Annotated in this window: 21 protein-coding genes; 5 read left to right on the forward strand and 16 right to left on the reverse strand. The window is 72.2% G+C overall.

Translation table 11 applies throughout. The annotated features are described in order from the left end of the window. Nucleotides 1-239: 239 nt before the first annotated feature. From O7553_RS19275 to O7553_RS19310, 8 genes are all read right to left on the reverse strand, one after another. The gene (locus O7553_RS19275; protein WP_281551099.1) at nucleotides 240-1,154 is read right to left on the reverse strand and encodes an ABC transporter permease; all 915 of its coding nucleotides are present in this window, start codon (nucleotides 1,152-1,154) and stop codon (nucleotides 240-242) included. After that, nucleotides 1,151-2,452, reverse strand: a complete 1,302-nt coding sequence (locus O7553_RS19280; protein ID WP_281551100.1) for an ABC transporter permease — start codon at nucleotides 2,450-2,452, stop codon at nucleotides 1,151-1,153. Before O7553_RS19280 ends, O7553_RS19275 begins: the two co-directional genes overlap by 4 nt. Continuing rightward, entirely contained in the window at nucleotides 2,452-4,047 is a 1,596-nt protein-coding gene (locus O7553_RS19285) for an ABC transporter ATP-binding protein (protein WP_281551101.1), read from the reverse strand. The genes O7553_RS19280 and O7553_RS19285 overlap by 1 nt, the downstream gene beginning before the upstream one ends. A gap of 49 nt (nucleotides 4,048-4,096) precedes the next feature. Then, the gene (locus tag O7553_RS19290; protein ID WP_233606006.1) at nucleotides 4,097-5,176 is read right to left on the reverse strand and encodes a BMP family ABC transporter substrate-binding protein; all 1,080 of its coding nucleotides are present in this window, start codon (nucleotides 5,174-5,176) and stop codon (nucleotides 4,097-4,099) included. An 11-nt stretch (nucleotides 5,177-5,187) separates the two neighbouring features. After that, on the reverse strand, nucleotides 5,188-6,657 hold the full coding sequence (locus O7553_RS19295) for an amidohydrolase family protein (RefSeq protein WP_281551102.1): 1,470 nt from the start codon (nucleotides 6,655-6,657) through the stop codon (nucleotides 5,188-5,190). Then, nucleotides 6,654-7,673, reverse strand: coding sequence for a zinc-binding dehydrogenase (locus tag O7553_RS19300; protein WP_281551103.1), 1,020 nt, complete (start codon nucleotides 7,671-7,673; stop codon nucleotides 6,654-6,656). Before O7553_RS19300 ends, O7553_RS19295 begins: the two co-directional genes overlap by 4 nt. Before the next feature lie 190 nt (nucleotides 7,674-7,863). Next, entirely contained in the window at nucleotides 7,864-9,048 is a 1,185-nt protein-coding gene (locus tag O7553_RS19305; RefSeq protein ID WP_281551104.1) for a helix-turn-helix domain-containing protein, read from the reverse strand. Further along, entirely contained in the window at nucleotides 9,045-10,514 is a 1,470-nt protein-coding gene (locus O7553_RS19310; RefSeq protein ID WP_281551105.1) for an aldehyde dehydrogenase family protein, read from the reverse strand. The genes O7553_RS19305 and O7553_RS19310 overlap by 4 nt, the downstream gene beginning before the upstream one ends. Before the next feature lie 75 nt (nucleotides 10,515-10,589). On the opposite strand from O7553_RS19310, the gene O7553_RS19315 reads away from it, so the two are divergent. Both O7553_RS19315 and O7553_RS19320 read left to right on the forward strand, forming a co-directional pair. Further along, a complete protein-coding gene (locus tag O7553_RS19315) occupies nucleotides 10,590-11,672 on the forward strand; it encodes an NAD(P)-dependent alcohol dehydrogenase (protein WP_281551106.1) in 1,083 nt (360 codons plus the stop codon). A 125-nt stretch (nucleotides 11,673-11,797) separates the two neighbouring features. Beyond that, nucleotides 11,798-14,044 (forward strand): cytochrome P450, encoded by a 2,247-nt coding sequence (locus O7553_RS19320; protein ID WP_281551107.1) that lies wholly within the window; start codon nucleotides 11,798-11,800, stop codon nucleotides 14,042-14,044. A gap of 140 nt (nucleotides 14,045-14,184) precedes the next feature. On the opposite strand, the gene O7553_RS19325 is transcribed toward O7553_RS19320, so the two are convergent. The 3 genes from O7553_RS19325 to O7553_RS19335 form a co-directional block, all read right to left on the reverse strand. Beyond that, nucleotides 14,185-15,255: a TauD/TfdA family dioxygenase gene (locus O7553_RS19325; RefSeq protein ID WP_281551108.1), complete on the reverse strand. Its 1,071-nt coding sequence runs from the start codon at nucleotides 15,253-15,255 to the stop codon at nucleotides 14,185-14,187. A 168-nt stretch (nucleotides 15,256-15,423) separates the two neighbouring features. Next, nucleotides 15,424-15,549, reverse strand: coding sequence for a hypothetical protein (locus tag O7553_RS19330; RefSeq protein WP_255500449.1), 126 nt, complete (start codon nucleotides 15,547-15,549; stop codon nucleotides 15,424-15,426). 118 nt (nucleotides 15,550-15,667) lie between these two features. Continuing rightward, nucleotides 15,668-16,270, reverse strand: a complete 603-nt coding sequence (locus O7553_RS19335; protein WP_281551109.1) for a TetR/AcrR family transcriptional regulator — start codon at nucleotides 16,268-16,270, stop codon at nucleotides 15,668-15,670. Between the two features lie 104 nt (nucleotides 16,271-16,374). On the opposite strand from O7553_RS19335, the gene O7553_RS19340 reads away from it, so the two are divergent. Both O7553_RS19340 and O7553_RS19345 read left to right on the forward strand, forming a co-directional pair. Then, entirely contained in the window at nucleotides 16,375-17,367 is a 993-nt protein-coding gene (locus tag O7553_RS19340) for an alpha/beta hydrolase (protein WP_281551110.1), read from the forward strand. A 335-nt stretch (nucleotides 17,368-17,702) separates the two neighbouring features. Beyond that, a complete protein-coding gene (locus O7553_RS19345; protein WP_278170824.1) occupies nucleotides 17,703-17,894 on the forward strand; it encodes a hypothetical protein in 192 nt (63 codons plus the stop codon). Nucleotides 17,895-18,170: 276 nt separating this feature from the next. Here O7553_RS19345 and O7553_RS19350 read toward each other — a convergent pair whose 3' ends face one another. Both O7553_RS19350 and O7553_RS19355 read right to left on the reverse strand, forming a co-directional pair. Next, entirely contained in the window at nucleotides 18,171-19,658 is a 1,488-nt protein-coding gene (locus O7553_RS19350; protein ID WP_281551111.1) for an IS66 family transposase, read from the reverse strand. 166 nt (nucleotides 19,659-19,824) lie between these two features. Further along, nucleotides 19,825-20,682, reverse strand: coding sequence for a hypothetical protein (locus tag O7553_RS19355; protein ID WP_281551112.1), 858 nt, complete (start codon nucleotides 20,680-20,682; stop codon nucleotides 19,825-19,827). 7 nt (nucleotides 20,683-20,689) lie between these two features. Here O7553_RS19355 and O7553_RS19360 point away from each other — a divergent pair, with 7 nt between their 5' ends. Further along, nucleotides 20,690-20,911: an antitoxin VbhA family protein gene (locus O7553_RS19360; protein ID WP_281551113.1), complete on the forward strand. Its 222-nt coding sequence runs from the start codon at nucleotides 20,690-20,692 to the stop codon at nucleotides 20,909-20,911. Nucleotides 20,912-20,919: 8 nt separating this feature from the next. Here O7553_RS19360 and O7553_RS19365 read toward each other — a convergent pair whose 3' ends face one another. Genes O7553_RS19365 through O7553_RS19375 form a run of 3 tightly spaced genes read right to left on the reverse strand, consistent with a single transcriptional unit; the run spans nucleotide 20,920 to nucleotide 26,047 of the window. Then, a complete protein-coding gene (locus O7553_RS19365; protein ID WP_281551114.1) occupies nucleotides 20,920-22,542 on the reverse strand; it encodes an amidohydrolase family protein in 1,623 nt (540 codons plus the stop codon). Continuing rightward, nucleotides 22,539-24,515: an FAD-dependent oxidoreductase gene (locus tag O7553_RS19370; RefSeq protein WP_281551115.1), complete on the reverse strand. Its 1,977-nt coding sequence runs from the start codon at nucleotides 24,513-24,515 to the stop codon at nucleotides 22,539-22,541. Before O7553_RS19370 ends, O7553_RS19365 begins: the two co-directional genes overlap by 4 nt. Further along, on the reverse strand, nucleotides 24,515-26,047 hold the full coding sequence (locus O7553_RS19375; protein ID WP_281551116.1) for a gamma-glutamyltransferase: 1,533 nt from the start codon (nucleotides 26,045-26,047) through the stop codon (nucleotides 24,515-24,517). The genes O7553_RS19370 and O7553_RS19375 overlap by 1 nt, the downstream gene beginning before the upstream one ends. Nucleotides 26,048-26,062: the final 15 nt, after the last annotated feature.

Here is a 26,062-nt window from a genome sequence, read left to right on the forward strand (position 1 = left end):
CGAATCATCCGCCCGTGATCCGGTCGCCGGATAGCCGGGAGCCGTCGCGGGTATTTGAGCAGGATGTTACTCGACAACCCACATCATCTGTGGCGAGTCACCGCTGTCGGTGTCCTGATCTACGTCCTTCTCGTCGGCGTACTCAGGGCGTCCGGCAAACGGACCCTGCGCTGAGCCGGGCGGTGACGCTGAGCCCGGCGGTGACGCTGAGCCGGGCGCGCCGGTAGTCAGGTAGCCGACTAGGTGGTGCCGCGCTGGAACGGTTTGGCCAGCGCTCTCGGTTCTCGGTGCTGGGTGGCGAAGACCAGCATGGCCAGCAGCGCCAACAGGTACGGCGCGGCGATGAGCAGCTGCGAGTTGATGGTCACCCCGAGCGCCGGCAGCGCCAGCCGCATCGCATCGGCGAGACCGAACACCGCACAGCCGACCATGGTCCGACCGAGCCGCCAGGCACCGAAGATCACCGCGGCGATCACCAGGTAGCCACGACCGGCGGTCATGTTCTGGTTGAACGAGCCGACCTCACCCACCGCCAGGTAGGCACCGCCGAGCCCGGCGAGCAGACCACAGAACAGCAGCGCCTGCCGGCGCCGGTGGTTGACCCGGATCCCGCTGACGTCGGCGGCCTGCGGGTTTTCCCCGACCGCCCGCAGCTCCAGGCCCCACCGGCTGCGCTCCACCAGCCACCAGGTGAGCGGTACCGCGATCAGCAGCAGGTACGCCGGCCAACGCTGTACGAACAGCATCGGTCCGATGATCGGGATGTCGCGCAGCACCGGGATGTCCACCCGCCACACCTGGTGCCCGGTGAAGCTGCTGATGGTGATCAGATAACTGGTCAGGCCGAGCACCAGGGCGTTGAGCACCAGACCGACGACGAACGTGTTGATCTGGGCCCGGTGCGACAGGTTGGCGTGCAGCACGGCGACCAGCACGCCGACGAGGGCACCGGCGGCCAGCCCGATGGTGGCGCTGCCGGTGGCGCTGGCCACGGCGATCGAGCCGAACGCCGCGCCGAGCATCATGCCCTCGACCGAGATGTTCAGCGTGCCGGCGCGCTGCGCCACGTACTCGCCGCAGGCGGCGAAGGCCAACGGGATGGTCAGCCGCGCCCCGCTGGACAGAATGGTGGCGATGTTGTCGGCGGCGCTCATGCCGGCCTGCCTTCCATGGTGGTCTTCTCGCTACCAGTCGACCCGCTACCAGTCGACCCGCTACCGGCCGCCGCCTCCGGGACGTCGATCGCCGGCACCTCGGTGCCGGGCGCCGCCGGCTCCCCCGTCGACGGGGTCGGGGTCGGCAGGCCACCGGTCGGCGGCGGAGTGCCCGCCGGTTCACCGCCGGCCCGCCGCCGGCGTAGCAGGGCGATCACCGCAGGCGGCGCCACGAACGCCAGCACCAGCAGCGCCTTGACCACGTCGACCAGGAACGACGGCACCCCGGTGGCGGCCAGAAAGCTGGATCCGGCGCGCAGCACGCCGAACAGCACCGCCACCGGAATGGCCAGCAGCGGATTGTTCCGGCCGACCAGGGCGACCAGCAGGCCGTCCCAGCCGAGGTTCAACGACATTCCCGGCTGCAGCCGGTGGCTGCCGATCGGGCTGGTCAGCAGCAGCGCGCCGGCCAGGCCGGCGAAGGCTCCCGAGATGGCCAGCGCCATCCCACCGAGGGCGCCGACCCGGACCCCGGCGTGCTGGGCGGTGACCGGGTTGAGCCCGAGCATCTTGAGCCGGAACCCCCACCGGGTCCGGGTCATCGCCAGGCTGATCGCCACCGCGATCAGGACGGCCAGGATCAGCCCTCCGTTGACCTGCAGGTTCGGGTACTCACCGAGGGAGGCGAGCCGGGCGTTCTCCGGCAGCGGGTTGGACTGTGGCGAGACCACCCCGGTGCCCAGCCGGGACTCCTGCAGCAGCCACGGGGTGTTGACCGCGAACGCCACCAACTGCTGGGCCAGGAAGGTCATCAGCAGCGTGCTGACCACCACGTTGACCCCTCGGAAGCGGTACATCAGCGCGCTCAGCCCGGCCCAGCCGCCGGCGGCGAGCAGCGCCGCGAGCAGCACGACGACCAGCAGCAACGGCCCGGGCAGGGCGAGTCGCAGGCCGACCCAGGCACCGGCCAGCGCCCCGATCAGCACCTGGCCCTCCTGGCCGATGTTGAAGAAGCCGGACCGGGCGCTGACGCAGGCACCGACCGCGACCAGCAGCAGCGGTGCGACGTAGAGCAGCGAGTTGCTCCAGGCTCGCGGGCTGGCCATGCTGCCCTGGTAGAGCGCCTGCACCGAGGCGCTCGGCGAGCCGCCGGTGACCGCGATCAGCAACGCGGACAGACCGAGGGCGACGGCGACCGTCACCACGGTCGCCGCGGTGACCTGCCGGCCGCCGGGGCCGGGGGTGAGCCGGGCCAGCAGCCGCCGGCCGGCCGGGTCCGCACCGGTCAACGTGGCCATCAGTGGCTCACCCCGCCGACCAGCATGCCGAGGCGTTCCGCGGTGGCCTCGGCGGGATCGAGCACGCCGACGATCCGACCCGAGGAGATCACCGCCACCCGGTCGGACAGGGCCATCACCTCTTCGAGTTCGGTGGAGATCAGCAAAACCGCCACCCCTTCCGCGGCGGCCTGCCGCAGCCGCACGTACATGTCTTCGATCGCGCCGACGTCCAGCCCGTGGGTGGGCTGGGCGGCGATCAGCACCCTCGGTCCGGCGGACAACTCCCGGGCCAGCACCACCCGCTGCTGGTTGCCGCCGGACAGGCTGCGCACCGGGGTGTCCGGGGACGGGGCGATGATGTTGAACTCGGTCATCCGCTGCCGGGCGATCTGCTGGATCCGTCGCCGGCTGAGCACCCCGCCGGCGCCGGAGACCCCGGCCAGCGACTTCATCACCAGGTTCTCGGCGATCGTCATGTCCAGCACCACGCCGGACCGGTGCCGGTCCTCGGGCACGATGCCGAGTCCGGCGGTGTGCAGCGCGCCGGCCCGGTCGAGGTCGACCGGCTCGCCACCGATCTCGACCGTGCCGGAGTCGGGCACCAGCAGCCCGGAAAGCAGATCACCGAGGGTGGCCTGGCCATTGCCTTCGACGCCGTACAGGCCGACGATTTCCCCCGGTGCGACGTCGAGGTTGAGGGCGTCGAGAATCCGCAGCTCACCGAGGAGCACGGTGACGTCGCGCAGCCGCAACGCCGGCGGGGAGCCGGCGGCCGGCTGGCCGCTGGCAGACGGCTGGTCGCCTGCTGGCTGGTCGCCGGAACGATCGACCGGCAGCATGCCCAGCGCGGCGCTCTCCGCCCGCAGCGACACCTCCCGACCGACCATCTGCCGGGCCAGCAGCTGCGGGGTGGTCTGCGCGGTCGGCCCGTGGAAGACCACCGCGCCCCGGCGCAGCACGGTGACCCGGTCGGTGGCCGCGATGATCTCGGCCAGCTTGTGGCTGATCAGGATGACCGCCCGGTTCTCCGCCTGCACCACCCGGCGCAGCACGGTGAACAGTTCGGCCGACTCGGCCTGGGTGAGCACCGACGTCGGTTCATCGAGGATCAGCACCGACGGGTCGCGGCGCAGACACTTGATCAGCTCGACCCGCTGCCGTTCCCCGGCGGAGAGCCGGTCCACCCGGGCCATCGGGTCGATCGGCAGGCCGTACCGCTGGGCGACCTGCTCGACCTGGGCGCAGGCCGCGCCCTTGTCGACCCGGCCGCTGTCGCCCATGATCACGTTTTCCCAGACGGTGAGTGGGTCGATCAGGCTGAAGTGCTGGTGCACCATGCCAAGCCCCAGATCGGCCGCCCGCTGCGGGGTGTCGATCTCGACCGGCTCGCCGTCGCGCAGGATGCTGCCGGCGTCCCGGTGCACCAGCCCGAGCAGGATCTTCATCAGGGTCGACTTGCCGGCCCCGTTCTCGCCGAGGAGGCCGTGGATCTCGCCGGGTCGGACGGCGAGATCCACGGCGTCGCAGGCGACGACCGGACCGTAGCGCTTGCTCACTCCGCGCAGGGTGAGCGCCGGCGCCGTGTGGCCGTCGGTGTGCACAGTCCGTTCCACCTCGATAGTCGGGTCAGCAAGTGGTTTCCGATGTGCGGTCGGTGGCGGGTCAGCCGCCGAGCCGCTCCACCTCGGCGGCGGTGTCGATGTTGCCCTCGGCCACGTCGGTGACGAAAGCCTCCATCCGCTCGGTCTGCTCCGCCGTCGGGTCGCAGATCTTGATCGCCGGGTACGGGTCGATACCGATCTGCCACACCTTGGTGGTGCCCATCTCCAGCTCGCCCTCGGCGAACAGGGTCAGCGCGGCGGCGAAGTAGGCACCCGGGTCGAAGATGACCGAGATGTCGAACTCCGGCTCGGTCGAGTCGCACCGGTCGGTGCCCGGGGTCAGGGTGATCGCGCCGCCCTCGTTGGCCAGTTCGGTTGCGGCGTCGGTGGCCCCACCGAGGTACGGGTAGACCACACTGACGCCCTGGTCGATCTGCGCCTGCACGGCCTCCCGGGCCTTTGCGGAGTCGTTGAAGTCACCGGTATAGGTGATCACCAGCTCGGCCTCGGGGACCACCATCCGGATCCCGGCCTTGAAAGCCCGGGCGGCGTTGATCGCGAAGTCGACCTCCATGCCGGTGACGAAGCCGGCCTTGGTGTCACCGTTCTCCTCCATCAGCAGACCGGTGGCGTATCCGGCGGCGAGCATGCTCTGGTTCGGGTCGTCGCTGGAAATGACGATCTCCGGGGTCTGCGGGATGTTCTCCGACGACGGCACGTACCAGGCAACGTTCTCGCAGGCCGGCTCCTCGGAGGCGGGGATGGCGTCCTTGAGCTCGGAAGCGCCCAGCGCCACCATGTCGACGCCCTGCTGGCACAGCGCCCGGGCCGAGCTGAGCGCCTCGGTCGGCGGCACCGAACCCCGCTTGATGACCTCCCAGCCCTGCTCGTTGGCGAACCGCTCGGCTTCGGCGACAAAGCTCTCGTAGTAGCCGTTGTCGTTGATGTCACCGGGGCTGAGCACCCCGATCAGCACCTTGCCGTCGCCGTTGACGTCCGGCTGGCCGGCGATGACGGTGCCGCCGCCCTCGGAGCCGGCGGGGTCCGGCGCGGTGGCGTCGTTGTCGGCGCAGCCGACCAGGGCGAGGCTGACGGCGCCGGCGAGCAGCGCCGCCGCACCCTTTCCGATCCTTATTGTCACAGCTGTTCCTTTCACCTTGGGGGCGTCGCGCCGGCCGGTCCGGTCCGGTGCGCGCGGTACTCGGTCGCCGGCACGACAGGCCAGCGATGCGGGATGTCGATGCCGGCCCGGCGGAGCAGGTCCGCGCCGCGCGCCGCGACCTCGGCCCGCAGGGCGTCGACGTCGACGGTGGTGATCCGTCGGTCCCGGACCACCGGCCGGCCGTCGACCAGTACGTCCCGCACGGTGTGGCTGGCCGCGCCCCAGACGAGCTGGGTGGCCAGGTCCCCGCGCGGGGTCCACGCGATGGTGCGGGTGTCCAGTACGACCAGGTCGGCGGCCTTGCCGACCTCGATCGAACCGGTCAGCCGCCCCAGCCCGACGGCGTCGGCGCCGTCGACGGTGGCCAGGGCGAAGATCTCGTCGGCGGGCAGCGGCTCGGCCGCGCCACGGTCGCGGTCCAGCCCGGCGAAGAGCCGGGCCGCCCGCCACACGTCCGGGGTGTCGCCGGCATTGTGCGAGTCGCAGCCCAACGCCAGCCGGCCACCGGCCCGCCGCAGCTCGGTGTGCCGGCCCGCCCGGGTGAAGCCCTGTCCGAGCCGCAGGTAGGCGCCGGGGCAGGAGGCGACAGAGGCACCGCTGCCGGCGAGCGCGTCGAGCTCGTCGTCATCGAGCCAGACGGCGTGCCCGAGCAGCAGGCGGGGGCCGAGCACACCGAGGTCACGCAGGTGCAACACGGGCCGGGGGCGGCCGGCGACGGCGTACCCGGCCGGGTCCTCGGCGCTGGGCGACAGGTGCCAGGTCATCGGCACGTCGAGTCGCTCGGCCAGCTCGGCGGCGCCGGTGAACAGCTCGTCGCTGACCAGATCGTGGCCGACCAGGGTGACCCAGCCGGTGACCAGCCGGTCGCCGGCCAGCGCGGTGACCGTCTCAGCCTGGGCGGCGAGGGTCTCGCCGGCCGGCATCGAGTACGGGGCATCGGCGGTGTCCCAGCCCCAGCGGCCGACCCGGCCCCGGATGCCGGCGGCGCGCAGCCCGGCAGCGACCCGCAGCGGATGCGCCACGGTGCCCGGTTCGAGCAGGGTGGTGACGCCGTAGCTGAGCGCCTCGACGGCGGTGAGGGTGGCCGAAAGTTCGTCGTCGTCGCCGGTGACGGCGGCGTGCAGCGGCACGATCCAGTCGAAGATCGCCTGCTGGGCGGGGACGTCGTCGGGGATGCTGCTGCGGATCAGCGGGTCGGCGGTGGTGTGCTGGTGGGCGTTGACCAGGCCGGGGACGACCAGGCAGCCGGCCGCGTCGAGCTCCGGGGTGTGCGGGTACGCGACCCGCAGCGCACCGGTCGGGCCGATGTCGGCGATCCGGCCGTCGACCACCGCGATCGCACCGCCGGTGACCACCTCCCGGCCGGGGGCCATGGTGACGATGTCGGCGTCGACGACCAGCAGGTCGGCGCGGGCGGTGCCGGGTCCGGAGTCGGCGGTCGGGGCCGCGAGCGTGGTCATGGCCGGATCAGGATCTTGCCGACGAGGTCACCGGACTCCAGCCGGGCGTACGCCGCAGGCAGGTCGGCGAGCGGATATTCGGCTCCTCGGACCGCCCGCAGCCCGCCAGCGAAGTACGCATCGAGCATGGCGGCGAAGTCGGCCGGGGCGTACGCGCCGGCGCCGAGCAGGCGCAGACCCTGGTGGTACACCTGGGCCAGCGACAGACTGACCTGGTCGCCGCTGGTGTTGCCGAGCAGCACCAGCCGGCCGCCGGTGCGCAGGCTGGCCAGGGAGCTGTGCCAGGTGGCCGCACCGACGTGGTCCAGCACCAGGTCGGCGCCGTGCCCGCCGGTGTGCTCCCGGACCCCGGCGGCGGTCCGGTCGTCCAGGTCGAGCGCCACGTCGGCGCCGAGGGAGACGGCTGCGGCCCGTTTGGCTTCGCTGCGGGCCACCGCGATCACCCAGGCGCCGCGGGCGCGGGCGAGCTGGATGGCGGCGATGCTGACCGCGCTGGTGGCTGCCTGGATCACCACGGATTCGCCGGGGTGCAGGGTGCCGACCCGGTGCAGGGCGTGCCAGGCGACGCTCCAGGCGGTGGGCAGTGCGGCGACGTCGGCGAGGTCGACGTGGTCGGGGACCCGGTGGGCCACGGCGGCCGGTACGGCGACGTACTCGGCGAAGCCGCCGGGTCGGTTGCCGCCGACGACGCGCAGCGTTCGGCAGTAGCCGGGGTTGCCGCCGACGCAGGCGGCGCAGTGCCCGCAGCCGATGGTGGGGTCGAGCACGACCCGGTCGCCGGTGCGCAGCGTGCCGACCTCGGCACCGGTGGCGACCACCTGCCCGGCGACGTCCATGCCGGCGACGTGCGGCAGCGTGAAGCCGGGGAGCAGGCCGGGCCCGCGCAGCTGGAGCAGGTCGAGACGGTTCAGCGCGGCGGCGGTGACGCCGACGACGACGTCGGCCGGGCCGGGCTCGGGGTCCGGCAGGGCGCGCGGCCGTACGACTTCGGGGCCACCGAAGTCGGTCTGAACCATCGCCCGCACCCTTACCTCCACCGGTCTACCAAACAATATGCCGTCTTGCATTGTGATCCGTGCTGCTTAGCGACGTACTCTGCCTGCGCTCCGGCAACCTGTCAACGCCTCGACCGAAACTGGCTCAGCTACGTAACGTGCCCGTGATCCAGGCCGGCACAACCGGGCGGAAGTCGCCATCGACCTGCGGTTATCCGCCGTCTGCGACGACGATCAGCAGCTCCCGCGCGACCAGCGCGGTACGCAGCACCGCAGCAGTCGACGGATGCAAAGGATCCACCCCCAGTAGCCGCTTGATCAGACCCACCCGGTAGCCGACGGAGTTACGGTGCAGATGTAGTTGTTCACTCACAGCTTGCCTGCTCCCACCGGTCGCCAGCCAGTGGTCCAGGGTGCGGAGCAGGTCGTCGCGCTGCGCGATCGGCCCCAGGTGCCGGTCCACGTACCAGCGCAGCCGGTCCGGCGGCACGGCCAGCAGCAGCTGCGCCAGACCAGCCCGCTCGAACGGCAGCTCGGCCGGCTCCGCAGCCGCCGGACTGTTGCGCAGCAGCAGCCGCAGCAGCAGCCGGGCGTCCCGGAACGAGTCCGGGGTCGCGGCCGGGCCGGTCACCGACCGGCCGCCGGCCACCCGGACCTGGCCGGCACCGACGATCTGTTCCAACCGGCCGCGCAGCCGGACCACCTCCCGCTCGGCGTCACCCTGCAGCAGGGTCCAGCCCAGCCCTCCGTCGGCCAGCACCGGCCGGTCCAGCCAGGTCAACGCGGACGCCCACCGGCGCCGCTGGGTGCCGGTGTAGCCGAGCGCCACGGCCGCGTGCGGTTGGTCCAGCCGCCACCGGTACGCCGCCGCGGCCCGCACCAGGTCCGCCTGGCCGGCCGGGGACCGGTCACCGGTGCCGTCGCGCAGCGCCCGCAGCAGCCCGTCAGCGCCCACCGGCGGTGGCGGCTGCGGCGGCTCCCGACGTACCGCCTCGATGAGCAGTGCGGTGACCGCGGCCCGGGCGTAGTCGAGCTGGCCGGCCCCGACCGGCTCGGCCAGCAGCAGGGCACCGAGCCGACGGCTGCCGGACCCGACCGGCACCGACCGGCCGAGCCAGCCGTCGACGCAGCGCACCCGGTCGCCGCGTAGCTCGACCGGGTCGGCGACCGCGCTGCCGCTGGTGCTGTCGCTGGTGGCCAGCAGCTCGCCGGTCTCGGCGACCAGCCGGCAGTCCCGGCCGATGGCCTCGGCCAGCCGGGCCAGCAGCACCGGCCAGCCAGCACCGCCGAACGCGAGGTCGGTCAGCCACTGGGCGAACTGGGCCGGCGTCGGTTCGGCAGCCACGGCCAGCCGGGGCCGGACGGCCGGCACCGGACGGTCGGCCGCCCCGGTCACGTCGGCGATCGATCGAGCAGCCGGACCGCGACGGCCTTCTCCTGGGTGTACTCGCGCAGCGCCGCGTACCCGCCGCCCCGGCTGAACCCACTCTCCTTCTGCATGTTGAACGGGAACCCGATCACCCCGGCGTCGTGGAACTGGTTGACCGCCACCTGACCGCTGCGGGCCTGGCCGGCCACCCGCAACGCCCGGGACACGTCGGAGGTCCAGACGCAGGTGAGCAGGCCGAAGTCGGTGCCGTTCATGATCGACACCGCTTCCTCGGTGCTCCGAAACCCCTGCACGGCCAGGACCGGGCCGAAAATCTCCTCGCGAGCCAGCCGCATCGTCTCGTCGACGCCGTCGAACACGGTCGGGGCCACGTACCAGCCGTCGCCGAACGCGGCCGTGGCCGGCTCCCCGCCGGTGACCAGCCGCGCCCCGGAGCCCGGCGCCTCGGCCAGGAACCCCCGGACCCGCTCGTACTGGGCCTGGCTGACCAGTGGGCCCATGTCCAGGTCCTGTTCCCACGACCCGACCCGGACCTCGGCCATCGCGGCGGCCACCCGCTCGACCACCTCCGCCCGGATCGACTCCTCGACCACCAGCCGGGAGCCGGCGTAGCAGTTCTGGCCGGCGTTCTCGGTGATCGAGGCGACGATCGCCGGTACGGCGGTGTCCAGGTCCGCGTCGGCGAAGACCACGTTCGGCGACTTGCCGCCGAGTTCGAGTTTCACCGGGACCAGGTGCTCGGCGGCGGCCCGCATCACCGCCCGGCCGGTGACGGTCGAACCGACGAAACTGATGTGGTCGACGTCCGGATGGCCGGTCAGCGCCACGCCGGCCTCCGGGCCGAGCCCGGTCACCACGTTGAGCACCCCGGGCGGCAGCCCGGCCCGCCGGGCCAGCTCGGCCAGGGCGAACGGGGCGAGCGGGGCGATCTCGGACGGCTTGAGCACCACGGTGTTGCCGGCGGCCAGCGCCGGGGCGACGTTCGCGGCGGTGAGCACGGCCGGCACGTTCCACGGGATCACCACCGCGCAGACGCCGTACGGCTCCGGGCGGGTGTAACCGAAGTAGTCAGGGGTACGGGTGGGCAGGGTGACCCCGGTCAGCTTGTCGGCCGCGCCGGCGAAGTAGTCGACGATGCCCTGCGCGATGTAGATGTTGAGCCGGCCGCCGGAGCGGGGTTTGCCCACGTCACGGGCCTCATAGACGGCAAGTTCCTCGACGTGGGCGGCGATCAGGTCGGCCCACCGGCGCAACGCCGCGCCGCGTTCGCTCGGCGAGGTCGCGGCCCAGCCGGGGGCGGCCCGGCGGGCGGCGGCGACGGCACGGTCCACGTCGACGGCGCGGGCCCGGGCGACCGGCTGGATGCTCTGCCGGGTCGCCGGGTCGAGCACCGGAAGTTCGCCACCGTCGGCGGCTGCCTCCCAGGCACCGTCGATCAGCTGGCGGGCAGCGGGAATGTCCAGGTCAGCCATGGTGGAATCCTTGACCCTCCATGTTCCGCATGTCAAGATGCAGTCTCGCTTTGTGAGTACACCGGGAGGATTTGCGTGCGGGTCACGGCGGCGGTACTGGACAGCGCGGGTGGACCGTTCACCCTGCAGGAGCTCGACCTGGCCGGACCCGGCCCGGACGAGGTGCTGGTACGCGTACACAGCGTCGGTATCTGCGGCACCGACCTGGAGTTCGCCAACTTCTTCCCCACCCCGGCGGTGCTCGGCCACGAGGGTGCCGGCGTGGTCGAGCAGGTCGGCGAGCGGGTCACCGGTGTCTCGGCCGGCGACCACGTGGCGATGAGCTTCACCTCGTGCGGCACCTGCCCGCTCTGTCTGACCGGCAGCCCGGCGTACTGCCGCAGCTTCGACGCGGTCAACTTCGCCGGCCGCCGCCCGGACGGCAGCAGCGCGCTGTCGCGCGACGGCGAACCGGTCAACGGGCACTTTCTCGGCCAGTCGTCGTTCGCCAGCCACGTGGTCGCCCCGGCCCGCGCCGTGGTGCCGATCAGCAAGGAGATCGACCTGCGGCTGGTCGGGCCGTTCGGCTGCGGCTTCGGCACCGGGGCCGGCGCGGTGCTCAAGGTGCTCCGCCCGCCGGTCGGGTCGTCGATCGTCGTCTTCGGTGCCGGCTCGGTCGGCGTGGCGGCGATCCTCGCCGCCCGGATCGCCGGCTGCACCACGATCGCCGCGGTCGACGTCAACGCCGACAAGCTGGACACGGCCCGGCTGCTCGGCGCCACCCACGGCGTCGACTCGCGCACCGGGGACGCGAAGGAGCTGCTCGCCGCGATCGCCCCGCACGGATTCGACTTCGCGATCGACGCCACCGGGCGCGAGGAGGTGCTGCGGACCGCGGTCGAGTCGCTCGGCCCGCTGGGTCGGTGCGGCGTCGTCGGGGTCGGCCCCAGCGAGCGGATGAGCTTCGACTGGCGCAGCATCCTCAACGGGCGCAGCGTCACCGGGATCATCGGCGGCGCCAGCCTGCCCCAGGTGTTCCTGCCGAAGTTGCTGGACCTGCACACCGCCGGCCGCTTCCCGGTGGACCGGCTGCTCAGCTACTACCCGTTCGAGCAGATCAACGAGGCGGTGGCGGCGGTACGCTCCGGCACCGTCGGCAAGGCCGTCCTGACGCTCTGACCCGAGCGTGTCCCATTGCGAAACGTTGTCTCGCCATGTGAGTGGGATTACCCTCGGCTCCAGACACCCAGTGGCGCGGCTGGGAAACACCGCGCGGCAGTCAGCACATGTGGAGCTCGCCCGCCATGACTGAATCTCGTATCGCGGGTCCGTCCGACCCGCATTCCGCGGCACCGTTCGACCACCACTCCGCCGAGTGCAACGCCGACCCGGTCGGCTACTACCGGGCGTACCGCGACAGATGTCCGGTCGGCCGGACCGACGCGCACGGTGGCTTCGTCTACACCACCCGGTACGCCGACGTGGTCCGCGTCGCCCGCGACGACGACACCTTCTCCTCGGCCCGCGCCGCCGCCGGTGGCGACGGCACCGCCATCGTCATCCCCCGCGGGCCGGGTCTGGAGCAGTACCCGATCGAGCTGGACCCGCCGGCCGCCGGCGACTACCGCGACCTGATCAACCCGCTGCTCACCCAGGACGCGGTCGCGAAACTCGCCCCGATGATCGCCCGGCACACCACCCGGATCATCGACGACTTCGTCACCGAAGGCTCGGTCGACTTCGTCCGTGACCTGACCAACCCGCTGCCGGCCGCCGTCACCCTGGACTGGCTCGGCTTTCCCGAAGCGGAATGGCCCAAGCTGGCCAAGCCGATCCACGACATCTTCGCCGCCCTGCCCGGCAGCGAACGCGCCATCCGGGGCGGCCAGGGCCTGGCGTACATGGACGAACGGATCCGGGAACTCATCCACGCCCGGCGCGCCGAACCGGCCGACGACGCGGTCAGCTACCTGGTCGCCCAGCGCCGACCCGACGGCGAACTGTTCGGCGTCGACGAACTGGTCTCCGTCATCGGCCTGCTGATCGCCGGCGGGGTCGACACCACCACCTCGCTGACCGGCTCCACCCTGGTGCACCTGAGTCGCCACCCGGAACAGCGGCAACGGCTGATCGACTCACCCGACCTGCTCGACGGCGCCACCGAGGAGTTCCTGCGGGTCTTCGCGCCGTCCCAGTCGATGGCCCGTACCGCCCGCGCCGACGCCGAGGTCGGCGGCTGCCCGGTCAGCGCCGGCGAACGGATCCTGATCCCCTGGGTCGCCGCCAACCACGACCCGGCGGTCTTCCCCGAGCCGGAGCAGGTCCGGCTGGACCGCGACGCCACCCGGCACCTCAGTTTCGGCATCGGCAGCCACCGGTGCGCCGGCGCCCACCTGGCCCGGCTGATGTTCCGCGAAATGATCACCCAGGTGCTGACCCGGCTGCCGGACTACCGGGTCGTCGAAGACGGCCTCGTCGGCTACCCCACCAAGGGGAACCAGACCGGTTGGGACGCCATCCCGGCCGTGTTCACCTCCGGCCGCCGCGCCGCCGACGCGGCGGCCGGAGGTGCCCCGGCGCTCACCCGCCCCGGCGGCGACCGGGAACTGGTCGTCGGGGCGGTCACCCGGGCCGCCGACGAGGTGCTGGAGGTACGGCTGACCGCCGCCGACGGCGCACCGCTGCCGGCCTGGGCACCCGGCGCCCACCTGGAGGTGCGGCTGCCGTCCGGCCGGGTCCGGCAGTACTCGCTCTGCGGCGATCCCGCCGACACCAGCGGCTACCGGCTCGGCGTGCTGCGGGAGGCCGCCGGGCGCGGCGGCTCTGTCGAGCTGCACACCGTCGCCGCCGCCGGCGCGACCCTGACGGTACGCGGCCCGCGTAACCACTTCCCGCTGGTCGACGCCGACGAGTACCTCTTCCTGGCCGGCGGGATCGGGATCACCCCGATCCTCGCCATGGTCCGCGAAGCCGTCCGGCGCGGTACGCCGTACCGGGTCGTCTACGGCGGCCGCAGCCGGGCCTCGATGGCCTTCGCCGACGAACTGGGCGCCCTCGCCGGCGACCGGGCCGCGCTGCTACCGCAGGACGAGGCCGGGCTGCCCGACCTGGCCGGGCTGATCGGTGGCGTCGGCGACGGCACCGCCGTCTACTGCTGCGGACCCGGCGCGATGATCAACGCGGTGGAGCGGGTGTGTGCCGACGCCGGACGCACCGGGCAGCTGCACGTGGAGCGCTTCGCCGCTGGCGACGACCTGGAGGTGGCGTTCGACCCGGCGGCCAACACCGAGTTCGACGTCCAGTTGGCCCGCACCGGGGTCACCCTGCGGGTGCCGAAGGACAAGCGGATGATCGAGGTGCTGCGCGAGGCCGTACCCGGCCTGACCTACGACTGCGAGAAGGGCTACTGCGGGGCCTGCGAGACCCGGGTGCTGGCCGGCACGCCGGAGCACCGCGACTCGCTGCTCACCGCCGACGAACGGGCCGCCGGGCGCAGCATGATGATCTGCGTCGGCCGGTGCAGCTCCGACCGCCTGGTGCTCGACCTCTGACCGCAGTGGTACGACGAAGGGCGGGACCGGTCGACCGGTCCCGCCCTTCTGCCATGTCACCGGCGCCGGTCAGCTGAATGCGGGCGGCCCGCTGCGCTACGACTTTGGAGCGCGGCGGGCCGTCCACGTACCGGGAGTGGTCAGTTACCCCACTCAATGTTCACCTCGGCCGCCTCGGCGATCTGGAACCGGCCGCCCGGGACCACGTCCGCCGCGCCCCGGTCGCTGACGACGTTCTTGCCGAAGCCGTCCACCAGGGGGCGGCCGACGTCGCGCTTGAGCCACAGCCGCAGCAGGTGACGGCGACGCTCCGGCTCGGGGTAGTCGACGTAGCCGGTCCGCGAGTGCAGGGCGGCGTAGTTCAGCAGCCACTGCACGTCGCCGGGCTGGAAGTTCATGTCCAGCGCCAGGCCCGGCTCCTGGGAGATCTCGTCGTAGAGGTGCAGCAGCTCGATCTGCGCCTCGGTGAGTCGGGGCACCTCGGGGTAGTCCTGCGCCGAGAAGATCATCGAGCTGCCGGCGTAGGTGCTGAAGATGCCGTCGACGTAGCTGCAGATCGGCGACAGGTAGGTCTTCGCCGGGGCGTCGTGGTCCTGCTTGTACCAGTCCCAGTGCCACGGCTCGAACAGCAGCGGCGCCAGGTCCGGCCGGCGGCGCAGGATCTCGTTGTAGATGGTGGTACCGCTGACCAGGCTGCTCGCCCCGCCCTCCTTCGCCGCGCGCAGGCACATCAGCGCGACGACGTCGGAGCTGTCGGAGTGGAACGGCAGCCGGTCACGCACCCGCGACGGCAGCGCCGACGGGTCGTCGAGGGTCTTGTTGGAGGTGGCGATGACGTGGTCGAGCACGTCACCCATCTGGTTCTGCCCCATCGGTACGCCGAGGTGCAGCCCCATCAGGAAGAAGATCGCTCCGGCGAGGGTGTCGCCGTACTCCTCGGTGCGCAGCCCGCGGACCAAGATGAAGCCGCGGCCGGAGTCCATCTGCTGGGCACATTCGGCGTTGAGGCCGGCGCAGACCGGCAGCGGGTAGTCGGCAGCGGTGACCGTACGCAGGTCGGGGTCGTCGGCGACGAACTTGCGCCCGACGGTCTCCAACTCGGTCCGCTCGGCGTCGCTGAGGTGGTAGATCCATTCGGTGGACTTGCTCAGCTCGTCGCCGCGCCAGGCGGACGGGCCGGAGATCGGGGCCAGGTCGATTGCGGTCGTCATGATGATGCGCTCCGAGGGTCGTCGGTTCTGATGGATGAGTCGGCCGGTGTCCCGGATGCGACGCGCGGTGGCGTGCGCGGACCGGTTCGGTCAGGACAGGTGTGGCGAGCCCGCCGTGTCGCCCGGCGTGTCAGGTGCCGGGGTGCGACAGACGGGCGTACTCGACAATCAGAACGGGGTCTGCGGATCCCCGGCGGCGGTCCCGGGGCGCATGCCCTCACGCGGCGGGTGGACCCGCAGCGGCTCCTCGTAACCGCGCACCAGCAATCCAGCACCTTGCGGAACTCGGATCATGGCGTTCTCCTGCGGCTGGGTGGTCGTGTCCGCCAGCCTAGGCCAGCACAAGTCGACCGTCAACAGAGACGCCGTCTCGCAATACGATCATTCCCGGGGCTCTCGGTAGGGGTACCGACTAACGGAGCGCTCGGTCGAGCAGGTTGGCAAGCGTGTCGGCGGCCCCGGCCGCGTCGAAGCCGGGGTCGGCGAGGCGCTGCGCCACGATCGCGTCGATCGCCCCGTTGACGATGACGGCCGTACCACGGGAATCGACGTCGGCGCGGTAGTCGCCGGCCGCCGTCGCCGCGTCGATCAACCCCGCGACCGCCGCCCGGCGACCCTCGTCGTCCGGGCTGTCGGTGATCCCGGCGTCGGCGGTGATCGCCTCGATGATCATGCGAGCGTGATCGGGACGGGCGTCGAGGTGGCCGACCAGCGCCCGGATGTACGCGTACAGCGCGGCGGCACCCGACTGGTCGGCGACGGCCGCGCCGACCGCAGTGGTGAGCGCGTCGATCACCGTCTGGTAGGCGGCCCGGAGCACGGCGTCCTTGGTCGGGAAGTGGTAGAGCACGGCCGCCTTGGAGACCTCGGCGGCCTCGGCGATCCGGGCCAGCGAGGCCCCTCGGTACCCGTGCTCGGCAACGAGGTCGATGGTCACCTGGACGAACTGCGCCCGCCGCGCCCGCTCGGTGATCGTCAGCGGCTTGCCTGCCAGGTCCGGGCCGGTCGATGACATGAGTCCGAGCCTACCTGTCGGGCAGAAATTCCACCGCGTGGTTAGACTTCTGACCGTACGGTAGATCGACGACAGCCGGAGCGCACGCCCGCAGAGGAGCCCAGATGCGCCGCCTACTCCCCCGCCTGCGCCGCCGACGCTGGCTTGTCGTCGGCATCGCCGCCCTGATCGCCACCATCGCGCTACTGACCGGCTGCCTCGCTGTCCGCACCCCCACGCCGGTCGGCCACTTCACCTCGGCCGCCGCCGCAGACCGCTTTCTCGCCGCGTACGACCGGGCCATGGCGGACCTGCCGAGCGCCGACCGGACCTTGGACGTACGGACCAGCTACGGCGTGGTACGGCTCTACCACTTCGCCGGCGCCGAGCCGGACGCCGATCCGCTGCTGCTGTTGCCGGGTCGAGCCGCGGCCTCGCCGGTCTGGGCCGACAACCTGCCCGCACTGCTGCGACTGCGCAGCGTCTACACCATCGACCTGCTCGGCGAGCCGGGGATGAGCATCCAGCAGCGGCCGATCGAGACCCCCACCGACCACGCCCAGTGGCTGCACGAGGTGCTGATCGAGTTGCCGGAGCCGGCCATCCACCTGGTCGGGCTCTCGATCGGCGGTTGGACCGCGATGAACCTGGCGGTGCACCGACCGGAGAAGGTCGCCAGTGTCACCCTGCTCGACCCGGTCCTGGTCTTCGCCGACCTGTCCTGGCAGGCGATCCTCCGGTCGATCCCGGCCAGTGTCCGCTGGTTTCCCAGGTCCTGGCGGGACGACTTCGCCAGCTGGACCGCCAACGGCGCCCCGGTCGAGGACGTACCGGTGGCCCGGATGATCGAGGCCGGCATGCAGACGTACGCACTGAAGCTCTCCGCACCGCACCGGGTCACGCCTGAGGATCTGTCCGGGGTAGGGACACCGACGCTGGCGCTGCTCGCCGGCGAGTCCCGGATGCACGACACGGCCGAAGCGGCCGAGGTCGCCGAGCGGGCAGTACCCGAGGCGACGGTGATCGTCTACCCGGACGCCTCGCACGCAATCAACGGCGAGTACCCGGACCGGATCGCCGCCGACATTGCAACCTTCCTCGCAGCGTCCGGCCCTTAGCCGCCCAGGCTCGGCCCTGGAGCCACCCGCACGAAGGATTCGCGCTCACCACCAGCAAAAACGTTGATCAGATAAGTAGTGAATTCGGAAGCATTCTCACGATAGCCGCCAAGCAGCGGACGACTCTGGAAAGACACCGAAACGACCGGCTTGGATAGCCCAGTCGGAGGAGTCAGCGCTGGTCACGACATGATCATTTCTGCTGCCGTACCGCACATCAACTCAGATCGTTTCATCTGGCGTGTCAGGTAGGTTACGACGGGTAGCGCAGATGGGTGGATGCATCTAAGATGAGCCATGCCCAACCAGACGATGATCAACTCTGGGAGGTCACAATGACTGCCGCCAACCTTCCCGGGCCAACTGTCACCGAACTCAATGCCTCCGAGTGGAAGCAAGCAGTCCAGGAGGCATTGGATAAACTGCATATCACATACCAGCAACTCGCCGAGATGGCGAGGGCACGGCAGTTCGATTCACTGGAAGCACAAAAGCTGTGGATCTCCATTGGCGAATTCGACAAATAAGGCGCTCATCGAGCAGTCCCGACAGTTTGCCGAGAACCTGCGGATACTTCTCAACAACACAGTCTGCGACTCAGCGACGATCGCAGCCAGGATCGCACCCGATCAACACCATGCGATCGTCGGCACCCAACTAACCGGCATCACCGCCCAACCGGTCAGGATGAGGTCGGCCGCAGCGTCCCCCATCTGGCTCGACGTTATGTGCCGACTCAATCTCGACGAGGACGAGGGCACGTTTCTGACCGGTAAACATTCACCTCTTGTGAGGGCGCGGGGTCAGCCCTGGAGGATGTGGGCGGTCTGCGGCATCCAGGGGTTCCCTGTGACGGCGTCGCGGAGTGCGGTCATGGCGTTGACGCCGTGTTTGACCGCAGTGGATAGGTAGCTGCGGATGGTCAGCCGGTCGCGGGTGGCTTTCTCGCTGGTGAGCCGGCCGGAGATCTTCTGCTGGGTCTTGTTCGGCCGTAGGTCACGCTCGGCGAGGTTGTTCGTCGGCGGAATGGTGGTGTCGTAGCAGAACCGCAGGACGTCGTCGTGGCGGTGGTGGAGATCCTCGAGTAGGTTGCGGCCGGGCGGCTGCCTGTCGCGGGGGCCGCCGACGCGGGGGACGTCCTTACGGCCGACGATCACGCCGTCGCGGAACTCGCGGACCAGCGGGTCACGCACGGCGGGGTCGATCTCGGCCTGTCCGGCGGCGCGGGCGAGGTTCGCGGCGTGGATCAGGCCGCGTAGCGCCCGCTGGCACTGGACCGGCCAGACGTGGTCGGGGTAGGTCTCGGCCGCGTCTTCGAGATCGCGGAGCAGATGTGCGCGGCACAGTTGGTGCCGCACCCCGTCGGCGAAGTTGCCGGCCTGGTCGTAGACGGTGTACCGGTCGTGCACGGCGACCCCGGTGAACGCCGGCCCGATCCCGATGGTGCGGAACTGTTCGCCGCTGCGACGCTCAGCCAGCGCGTACAGGGTGTACCGGCCGGTCGACGCGGACCATACGTACCCGTTGCGGCCCGCGGCACCCGCCCGGATCGTGGTCTCGTCGAAATGGACCACCTCGGCCAGGGTGATCAACGCCTTGATCATCGTGACGATGTCGGTCACCGCCGCCGCGACGGCGGCGAGGACCTTGTGGACGAACCCGGCCGACACGCGGGTGCCGGCCAGATCGGCGATCAGCCGCACGCACCGCTCGACCGGCACGTGCTGCACGATCAGCAGGTACACGGCGAGAGCGCGCAGGTTCGCCCCGTACACCCGGGTGTTACCCACCCCCGCCTGCTTCGGCGGGGCGGCGACGTGCTTCCGGCCGCAGCCGCACCGGACCCGGTACTGCCGGTACTCCACCGTCGACGCGGTGACCAGCGGCACGTCGGTGACCTGACTGGCCGACACCACCCCCTCGTCGACAGCCCCCGCCAGGTCCGTCCCGCACTCGCACGGCCCGCACGGACGCTGGTCAACCACCCGGACGTCGGCCTCGTCCAACCAGGGCAGATACGATCCCGGCGCACCGGGCTGTTTACCTCGCCCCGGCTTCTTCCCGCCCGAGCGCCCACCGCCGGCGGGCTTGCTCCTACCCGACCGGCCAGGCAGATCATCGGTCGAGGGCGGCATCGAGGAGTTTCGGCTGTTCCGCGAGATCAACCGCTTGATCTGCTCCAACTCCGCACGTAGCCGTTCCACCTCGGCCGTCTGATCCGCCAACTGAGCGGCCTGATCACGGACCACCGCGATCAGCTCGTCCCGCGACAGCGCCTCCGGATCAACCACCCGGGCACAAGATCACGATCGGTCCGAGACGGCAACCACCCCCAGCTCGGCCCGGCGAGTCACGCTACCCAACAGCAAACCCGCCAGCAAGACGTGAATGTTTACGTTTCTGACCGTCCAGGCCTCGGTATGCAGCCTGCTGGTAGGCGACGAGAAAATCGAGTTGTTACACTACGACTACGAACGAAACAAGGCCCGTTACACGGAAGCACATATCCAGGTCAACGCACGCCACGAGGCATTCGAACGCCACCTTGCCGAGACCCGAAAAAAGGGGATAAACGGGCTGAACAAAATCCACCTCCCAGTTGGTGGACGCCGATTCCGCCCCGCCCTGGAAGACCTTCTTGAGTGTCTTATCGTCGAAGATCTCGTGGCACCGAAGAATGACTGGGAGACTACCCTCAACCAGAGCCGGGACCGGTACCGTCGCAAACAAGCAGCCGCCGTGGTCCGGCGCGATCCCACATGCGCTGTTGAGGAACTCGAACGACTTGGCTACCAGGTCAGCCCACCGGGCGACGCCAACCGTCGGACGCTGCTGGACCGGCTGGTGCGGCCACGACAGCGCGGCGATGTTCCCGATGGAGAGCGTCAGAAGCCCCGAAATTCCCGCCGCAGACGCTGAATGCGTTCCGGTAGCGTCCAGGAAGGTACGCCACACAATCGCCAGGGCGATGCCGTCTGCTACGAGATCGCGGTCGGCGTCGCGGCGGTGGTCGACATGGCCGTCGCCGCCGCCAGCACCACGGCGGCGTGACAGCCGCCGGGACATGGTCAGCGGCGGTCGAGGTCGGCGCGGGTCAGCAGCGACTGCAGCCGGATGCCCTCGGCCGGCGACCGCCGCGCCTTCGGCCAGCCAAGCGGCGCCGTACTCCTTCGCCGTCTTACGCACGATGGCACCTGGCAGTCCGATGTGGCGACCCACCGCGATGCCACCCATCTCCGGGCCGGCGAGTTCCTCGATCTCCGGCGGCACCAGCGCGGCCTTACCGACGGTAAGTGTGTAGACAATCGGGCACACTCGGGAAGTGCTGGTTGAGACGTTGTCGGTTCGCGAAACCCGTGAGCAACTACCCGGCGAGATGACTGCCGAGCGTACCCGGTCGTTTATGCAGGCAGCAGCCTCGGTAAGGGCTGAAGGGTTGACGGCGAGCGCCCACGTCGAGACTGTCATGGAGCGGTGGACTGGCGGCGAGATCAGCACTGAGCAGATGCGTAATCTCGTCCGGCGGCTCTATGGCGCGGCGTGACCGTCGATTCATACCTCGGCGTACCGGACCTCGCCGGCGACCACGGTGGCCAGGACCGTGCCGGCGAGCAGCGCGTCAGGGTCCGGGGTGAGTGGGTCGACGTCGAGCAGGGTCAGGTCCGCCGGCTCGCCGACCCGCAGCACCCCGGCGCCCCAGCCGGCCCGCCGGTTGCCGGCCACCTCGGCAGCGCCGGTGGTGAACAGCGCCAGCGCCTCAGGCGCGGTGATCGCCTGGTCCGGCCCGAGCGGCTCGTCGCGGCCCCGGACCCGACGGGTACGGGCCTGCCAGATGCCGTGCAGCACCGACATCGGCGGCCCCGGCCCGTCCGAGCCGCCACCGACCGTCACCCCGGCGTCCAACCAGGACCGAAGCGGGTTCGCGGCGGCCGCGGCCGGCTCGCCGAGTCGGTCAATCAGGTTGAGCCCGAACGCCCACTGCAGCGCCGGATGCGCCGACACCGGCACGCCGAGCCGCCGGGCGGTGGCCATCGCCGCCGGCCCAGGGCCGAGGTAGGCGTGGATCAGGTGGAAGCCCAGTCCGGCGATCGGCTTGCCGGCCGCGACCTCGGCGAAGACCGACAGGGTGAGGTCGATCGCGGCGTCGCCGACGGCATGCACGCCGACGCCCCGCCCGTGCGCCGCCGCTGCCGCGCAGTGCGCCCGCACCGTGTCGGTACGCAGGCTCTGGTTGCCGTGGTAGCCGTCGGTGCCCGGCCAGGGTGACGACAGCAGCGCGGTGCCGAGCGAGCCGCCGCCGTCGAGGAACAGCTTCGTCGGCCCGGCGCGCAGCAGACCCGGCGCGGCCCGGTCAAGATCACAACCATCGAGGGTACGGCGAAGCTGCGCGTCGTCGACGTCGTCGCCGCCCAACGGCATCGCCACGGTACGCAGCCGCAGCGCACCGGCCCGGCCGGCCGCCGCGTACGCGGCCAGTTCGGCGGCCGGCACCGCCGGGTCGACGGCGGTGGTGATGCCATGGGCGAGCAGCGCCGCCTGCCCGGCGGTGATCCAGTCGATCCTCGTCTGCTGGTCCGGCTCCGGGACCACCGCACGGACCAGGGCGACCGCCGGATGTTCGACGAGCAGCCCGGTCGGGGTGCCGTCGGCGTACCGGTCGATCCGCCCGCCGGGCGGGTCCGGGGTGCCGGCGGAGATCCCGGCCAGCCGCAGCGCGGTCAGATTGGCGATGCCGTCGTGGCCCTTACGGTCCAGCAGCACCGGCCGGCCAGGAGCGGCGGCCTCCAGCTCGGCGGCGCTAGGTAGCCGGCGTTCGGCCAGGTCACCGGGGTCGAAGCCGGCGTCGGCCTCGATCCACCGGCGGGTGGGATGCCGGCGGGCGTACCCGCTGAGCCGGTCGCAGATGTCGCGGACGCTGACCGCGTCGTCCAGCCCGACCCGGGCGGCGGCCCGGCCGGCCCAGATCAGATGGACATGGCTGTCGACGAAGCCGGGCAGCACCACCGCGCCGGGCGGGGCGAGCTCCGGCGTACCGGTGGGGACGGCGGCGCGGGCGGCGCGCAGGTCGCCGACGGCGGCTATCCGCCCGGCGCGCACGGCGACCGCTTCGGCCCGCGGGCCGGCCGGGTCCATCGTCTGTACGTCGCCGACAACGAGCAGATCACCGCCGGTCACCGGGTCACCTGCCGGAAGGCGAGGGCCTCGTGCATGGTCCGGGCCGCCCGCGCCCCGGCGTGCACCGCGTCGTGCAGCCGTCCCGGGCGCAGCGCGTCGCCGCAGCGCAGCACCGGCCGACCGGCGGCCACCTCGGCGGCGGCCTCGTACAGGTCGTGGTGAGGTTCGCGACCGACCGCCGCGACGATCAGCCCGGCCCGCAGTACCGTTCCGTCCACCTGCACCTCCTGGTCGTTGGTGACCCTGGCCCGGTGGCCGAGCACGGTCCGCGCCCCGACCGAGGCGAGCAGGTCGGTCCAGGTCGGTGGGTCGTCGGGGGGTTCGTCGTCGAGCACCTGGGTGGTGTCGCCGAGTAGCGTGACGTCGGCACCGCGCCGGGCCAGCGCGGCGGCAGTGCTGGTGCCGGTCCGGCCGGCGCCGATCACCAGCACCGGACCGTCGGCGGGCAGCGGCACCAGCCCGCGCAGCACGTCGAGGGCGGGCACCGCGCCGGACAGCGACCGCGCCACGCCGCCGGTGGCGACCAGCAGCCCGGCCCACTCTCCACCGAGGTCCGCCGGGTGCAGCGGGGCGTCGACCACCTCGACGGCGCTGGCCGCGAGCCGGTCGGTCAACCAGCGCAGGTACGGGGCGAAGCTGTCGTGCACCCCGCTGTCCACCGCGTCCCGCAGGGCACCGCCGGGCCGGCCACCGGTGTACAGCCGGACCCGGTGTCCGTGCTCGGTGAGCCGGTGTGCGGCTTCCAGACCGGCCGGACCGGCCCCGGCGACGAGCACTGGGGCGTCCGACGGCACCAGGTGAGGCGACCGGTTGGCCGGTCGCACCGGGCCGGACGACGCTGAGGCCGGCGGCAGGCTCAGCGATGGGTTGACGGTGCAGGCGACCGGCCGGCCGATCAGGGCGGCGCGGGCGTGGCAGCCGTCGTTGCCGCGTACGCAGGGGCGGATCCGCTTGGCGGCACCGGCGAGCGCCTTCTCCGCCCAGTCCGGGTCGGCGAGGAAGGCCCGGCCGAGCGCGACCAGGTCGGCGGTGCCGTCGCGCAGCAGCCCGGCCGCCTGTGCCGGTTCGGTGATCCCGCCGCAGGCGATGGTGGGCAGCCCGGCGGCCCGCAGGGTCCGGGCCGATCGCCAGGCGGCCCCGGGTGGCACGGCGGCCGGCGGCACCTGGCGTACCCGCGTGGCGTGGTTGCCGGACGACACGTGTACCGCGTCGACCTGGCCGGTGGCGGCCAGGGCCGAGACCAGCCCGGTGGTCTCGGCCAGATCCTGCCCACCAGGTTCGTGGTCGCGGTCGGACAGCCGTACGGTGAGCGCCACCTCGGCCGGCAGCGCGGCCCGGCAGCGGGCGACGACCTCCAGCAGGACACGACGTCGCCGGGCCGGATCGCCGCCGTAGTCGTCGTCGCGCCGGTTGGTGTGTGGGGAGAGGAACCCGGCGAGCAGGTAGCCGTTGGACGCCTGGATCTCTACCACCTGGAAGCCGGCCTGGGCCGCGCGGCCTGCCGCCCGGCCGAAGCCGTCGACGACCGCGGCGATCTCGTCGACGGTGATGGCGCGGGGCCGCAGCCCGAGTCGGCGTTCGATGGCGGGCCAGGGCACCGCCGACGCGGCGAGCGCCTCCCCCGGCAGGGTGCGTTGTCGTCCGGCGTGGGCGATCTGCAGCCCGGCGACGCGACCGTCGGCCCGGATCCGCTCGGCGACCGGGGCCAACGCGGCGGCGTGGTCGTCGCTGGCGATGCTGAGATGGCCGGGGAAGCCGAGGGCGGCGCCGTCATCGATCGCGGTGAACTCGACGATGGTCAACGCGCTCCCCCGGCCGACCCGCGCATAGTGGTCCCGGTGCCACGGCCGGGCGTACCCGCCCGTGTCGGCCGCACCGGTCGAGGTGGGTGCCTTGACGATCCGGGACCGCAGCGTGACCGGCCCGAGCCGGTACGGGTCGGCGAGCAGCGTGGCCGCTTCGGCGGAGTCCATCAACGGCCCCGCAGCACCCGGGCGGCGCCGTCGGCGCGGGGGTCGCTGGCCGCGTCGAGGCCGGCCGGGGTGAGCCGGGACAGTTGGACGTGCCCGGCGTCGTCGTGACGCCGCGGCAGCTGCACCACCCGCAGGCCGAGGTCGGTGGCGGCGGCCCGCAGCGCGTCGGTGGCCGGGGTGTCGGGTTCGAGTAGCAGGCTGGGCCGGTCCTGGCCGACGTCGCGGGCGCCGATCACCCAGCGGGGGCGGGCCAGCAGGTTGGCCGGGTCGGCGGTGGTCAGCGCGTCGGCGGCGACCTGGGCCAGGATCCACGGCTGGGCCCGGCCGCCCTGGCAGCCGAGCGCGACGACCCGGTCCGGGCCGGTGGCTATCGCCGGGCAGAGGGTGTGCGGTGGGCGGGCACCGGGGCGCAGCCGGCCGGGGTGGGTCGGGTCGAGGCTGAACACCGATCCCCGGTTGTGCAGCACCAGGCCGGTGCCGGGTTCGCAGATGCCGGCACCGAAGGTCTGGAAGACGCTCTGGATCAGGGTGACGGCGGTGCCGTCGTTGCCGACGGCGGTGACCGCGACGGTGTCGCCGGCCGGTTTCGGGCCGGCCGGCGGCGCCGGCCCGGTCGGTGGGTCGGTGCGAAGCAGCAGCCCGTCGAGGTCGACCGGGCCGACCCGGGGGTCACCGAGGAGGGTGTCGCGGCGCTGTTCGGCGGTCCGGGCGGTGGCCAACGCGGCGTTGGCGTTGGCGTTGGCGTTGGCGTTGGCGGCGAGCATGGCCAGCAGGGTGGCGCCCTGGCTGGGTGGCGGCGCGACGGACCAGGTCACCTGGGAGCCGGCGGCGGCGTACCGCAGTGGATCGGTCAGCTCGGCGGCGTGCCCGGCGAGGTCGGCGGTGGTCAGCGGGCTGCCCAGCGCGGCCAGTCCGGCGGCCAGCGCCTCGGCGAGTTCGCCCTGGTAGTAGTCGCGCCAGTCGGCGCCGATGGTGCCGAGGGTGCGGGCCAGCGCCGGCTGGCGCAGCACCGCTCCGGGCGGCAGCGGCGTACCGTCGCCGTCGCCGTCGAGCAGCAACGCGGCCAGGCCGGGATCGGCGCGTACCACGTCGAGCCGGCGCAGGATCGCCGCAGCCAGGCCGGGGCTGACCGGTACGCCGCCGGCGGCCAACTCGACGGCGGGTGCCAGCACCCGGGCCAGCGGCAGCCGGCCGCCGAGTCCGGCGAGCGCGGCCCAGCCGGCGACGACACCGGGCACGGTGACGGTCAGCGGTCCGCCGGGCGGCATCCGGTCGGCGGCTGCGCGCAGCGCCGCGACGTCCACGCCGCCGGCGGCGGCGCCGACCGACAACACCGCGCGTACCTCGTCGTCGGGGGTGCGGACCAGAGCGATCAGATCACCGCCGGCCGAGCACTGGTGCGGGTAGGCGACGGTGAGCGCGGCGGCGGCGGCGAGGGCGGCGTCAACGACGCCACCGCCGGCCGCTACCACGTCGGCGGCGGCGTCCAACGCGGCCGGATGTGGTGCGGCGAGCGCGATCTCGATCGACATGCGGATCAGTCTCGC

The sequence above is a fragment of the Solwaraspora sp. WMMA2059 genome, from assembly GCF_027497315.1.
Taxonomy (GTDB): Bacteria; Actinomycetota; Actinomycetes; order Mycobacteriales; family Micromonosporaceae; genus Micromonospora_E.

Coding starts and splice junctions, on each gene's coding strand:
- O7553_RS19275 (WP_281551099.1), bottom strand. CDS start 1,154: ATGAGCGCCGCCGACAACATCGCCACCATTCTGTCCAGCGGGGCGCGG.
- O7553_RS19280 (WP_281551100.1), bottom strand. CDS start 2,452: ATGGCCACGTTGACCGGTGCGGACCCGGCCGGCCGGCGGCTGCTGGCC.
- O7553_RS19295 (WP_281551102.1), bottom strand. CDS start 6,657: ATGACCACGCTCGCGGCCCCGACCGCCGACTCCGGACCCGGCACCGCC.
- O7553_RS19300 (WP_281551103.1), bottom strand. CDS start 7,673: ATGGTTCAGACCGACTTCGGTGGCCCCGAAGTCGTACGGCCGCGCGCC.
- O7553_RS19310 (WP_281551105.1), bottom strand. CDS start 10,514: ATGGCTGACCTGGACATTCCCGCTGCCCGCCAGCTGATCGACGGTGCC.
- O7553_RS19320 (WP_281551107.1), top strand. CDS start 11,798: ATGACTGAATCTCGTATCGCGGGTCCGTCCGACCCGCATTCCGCGGCA.
- O7553_RS19325 (WP_281551108.1), bottom strand. CDS start 15,255: ATGACGACCGCAATCGACCTGGCCCCGATCTCCGGCCCGTCCGCCTGG.
- O7553_RS19330 (WP_255500449.1), bottom strand. CDS start 15,549: ATGATCCGAGTTCCGCAAGGTGCTGGATTGCTGGTGCGCGGTTACGAG.
- O7553_RS19335 (WP_281551109.1), bottom strand. CDS start 16,270: ATGTCATCGACCGGCCCGGACCTGGCAGGCAAGCCGCTGACGATCACC.
- O7553_RS19340 (WP_281551110.1), top strand. CDS start 16,375: ATGCGCCGCCTACTCCCCCGCCTGCGCCGCCGACGCTGGCTTGTCGTC.
- O7553_RS19345 (WP_278170824.1), top strand. CDS start 17,703: ATGACTGCCGCCAACCTTCCCGGGCCAACTGTCACCGAACTCAATGCC.
- O7553_RS19370 (WP_281551115.1), bottom strand. CDS start 24,515: ATGGACTCCGCCGAAGCGGCCACGCTGCTCGCCGACCCGTACCGGCTC.
- O7553_RS19375 (WP_281551116.1), bottom strand. CDS start 26,047: ATGTCGATCGAGATCGCGCTCGCCGCACCACATCCGGCCGCGTTGGAC.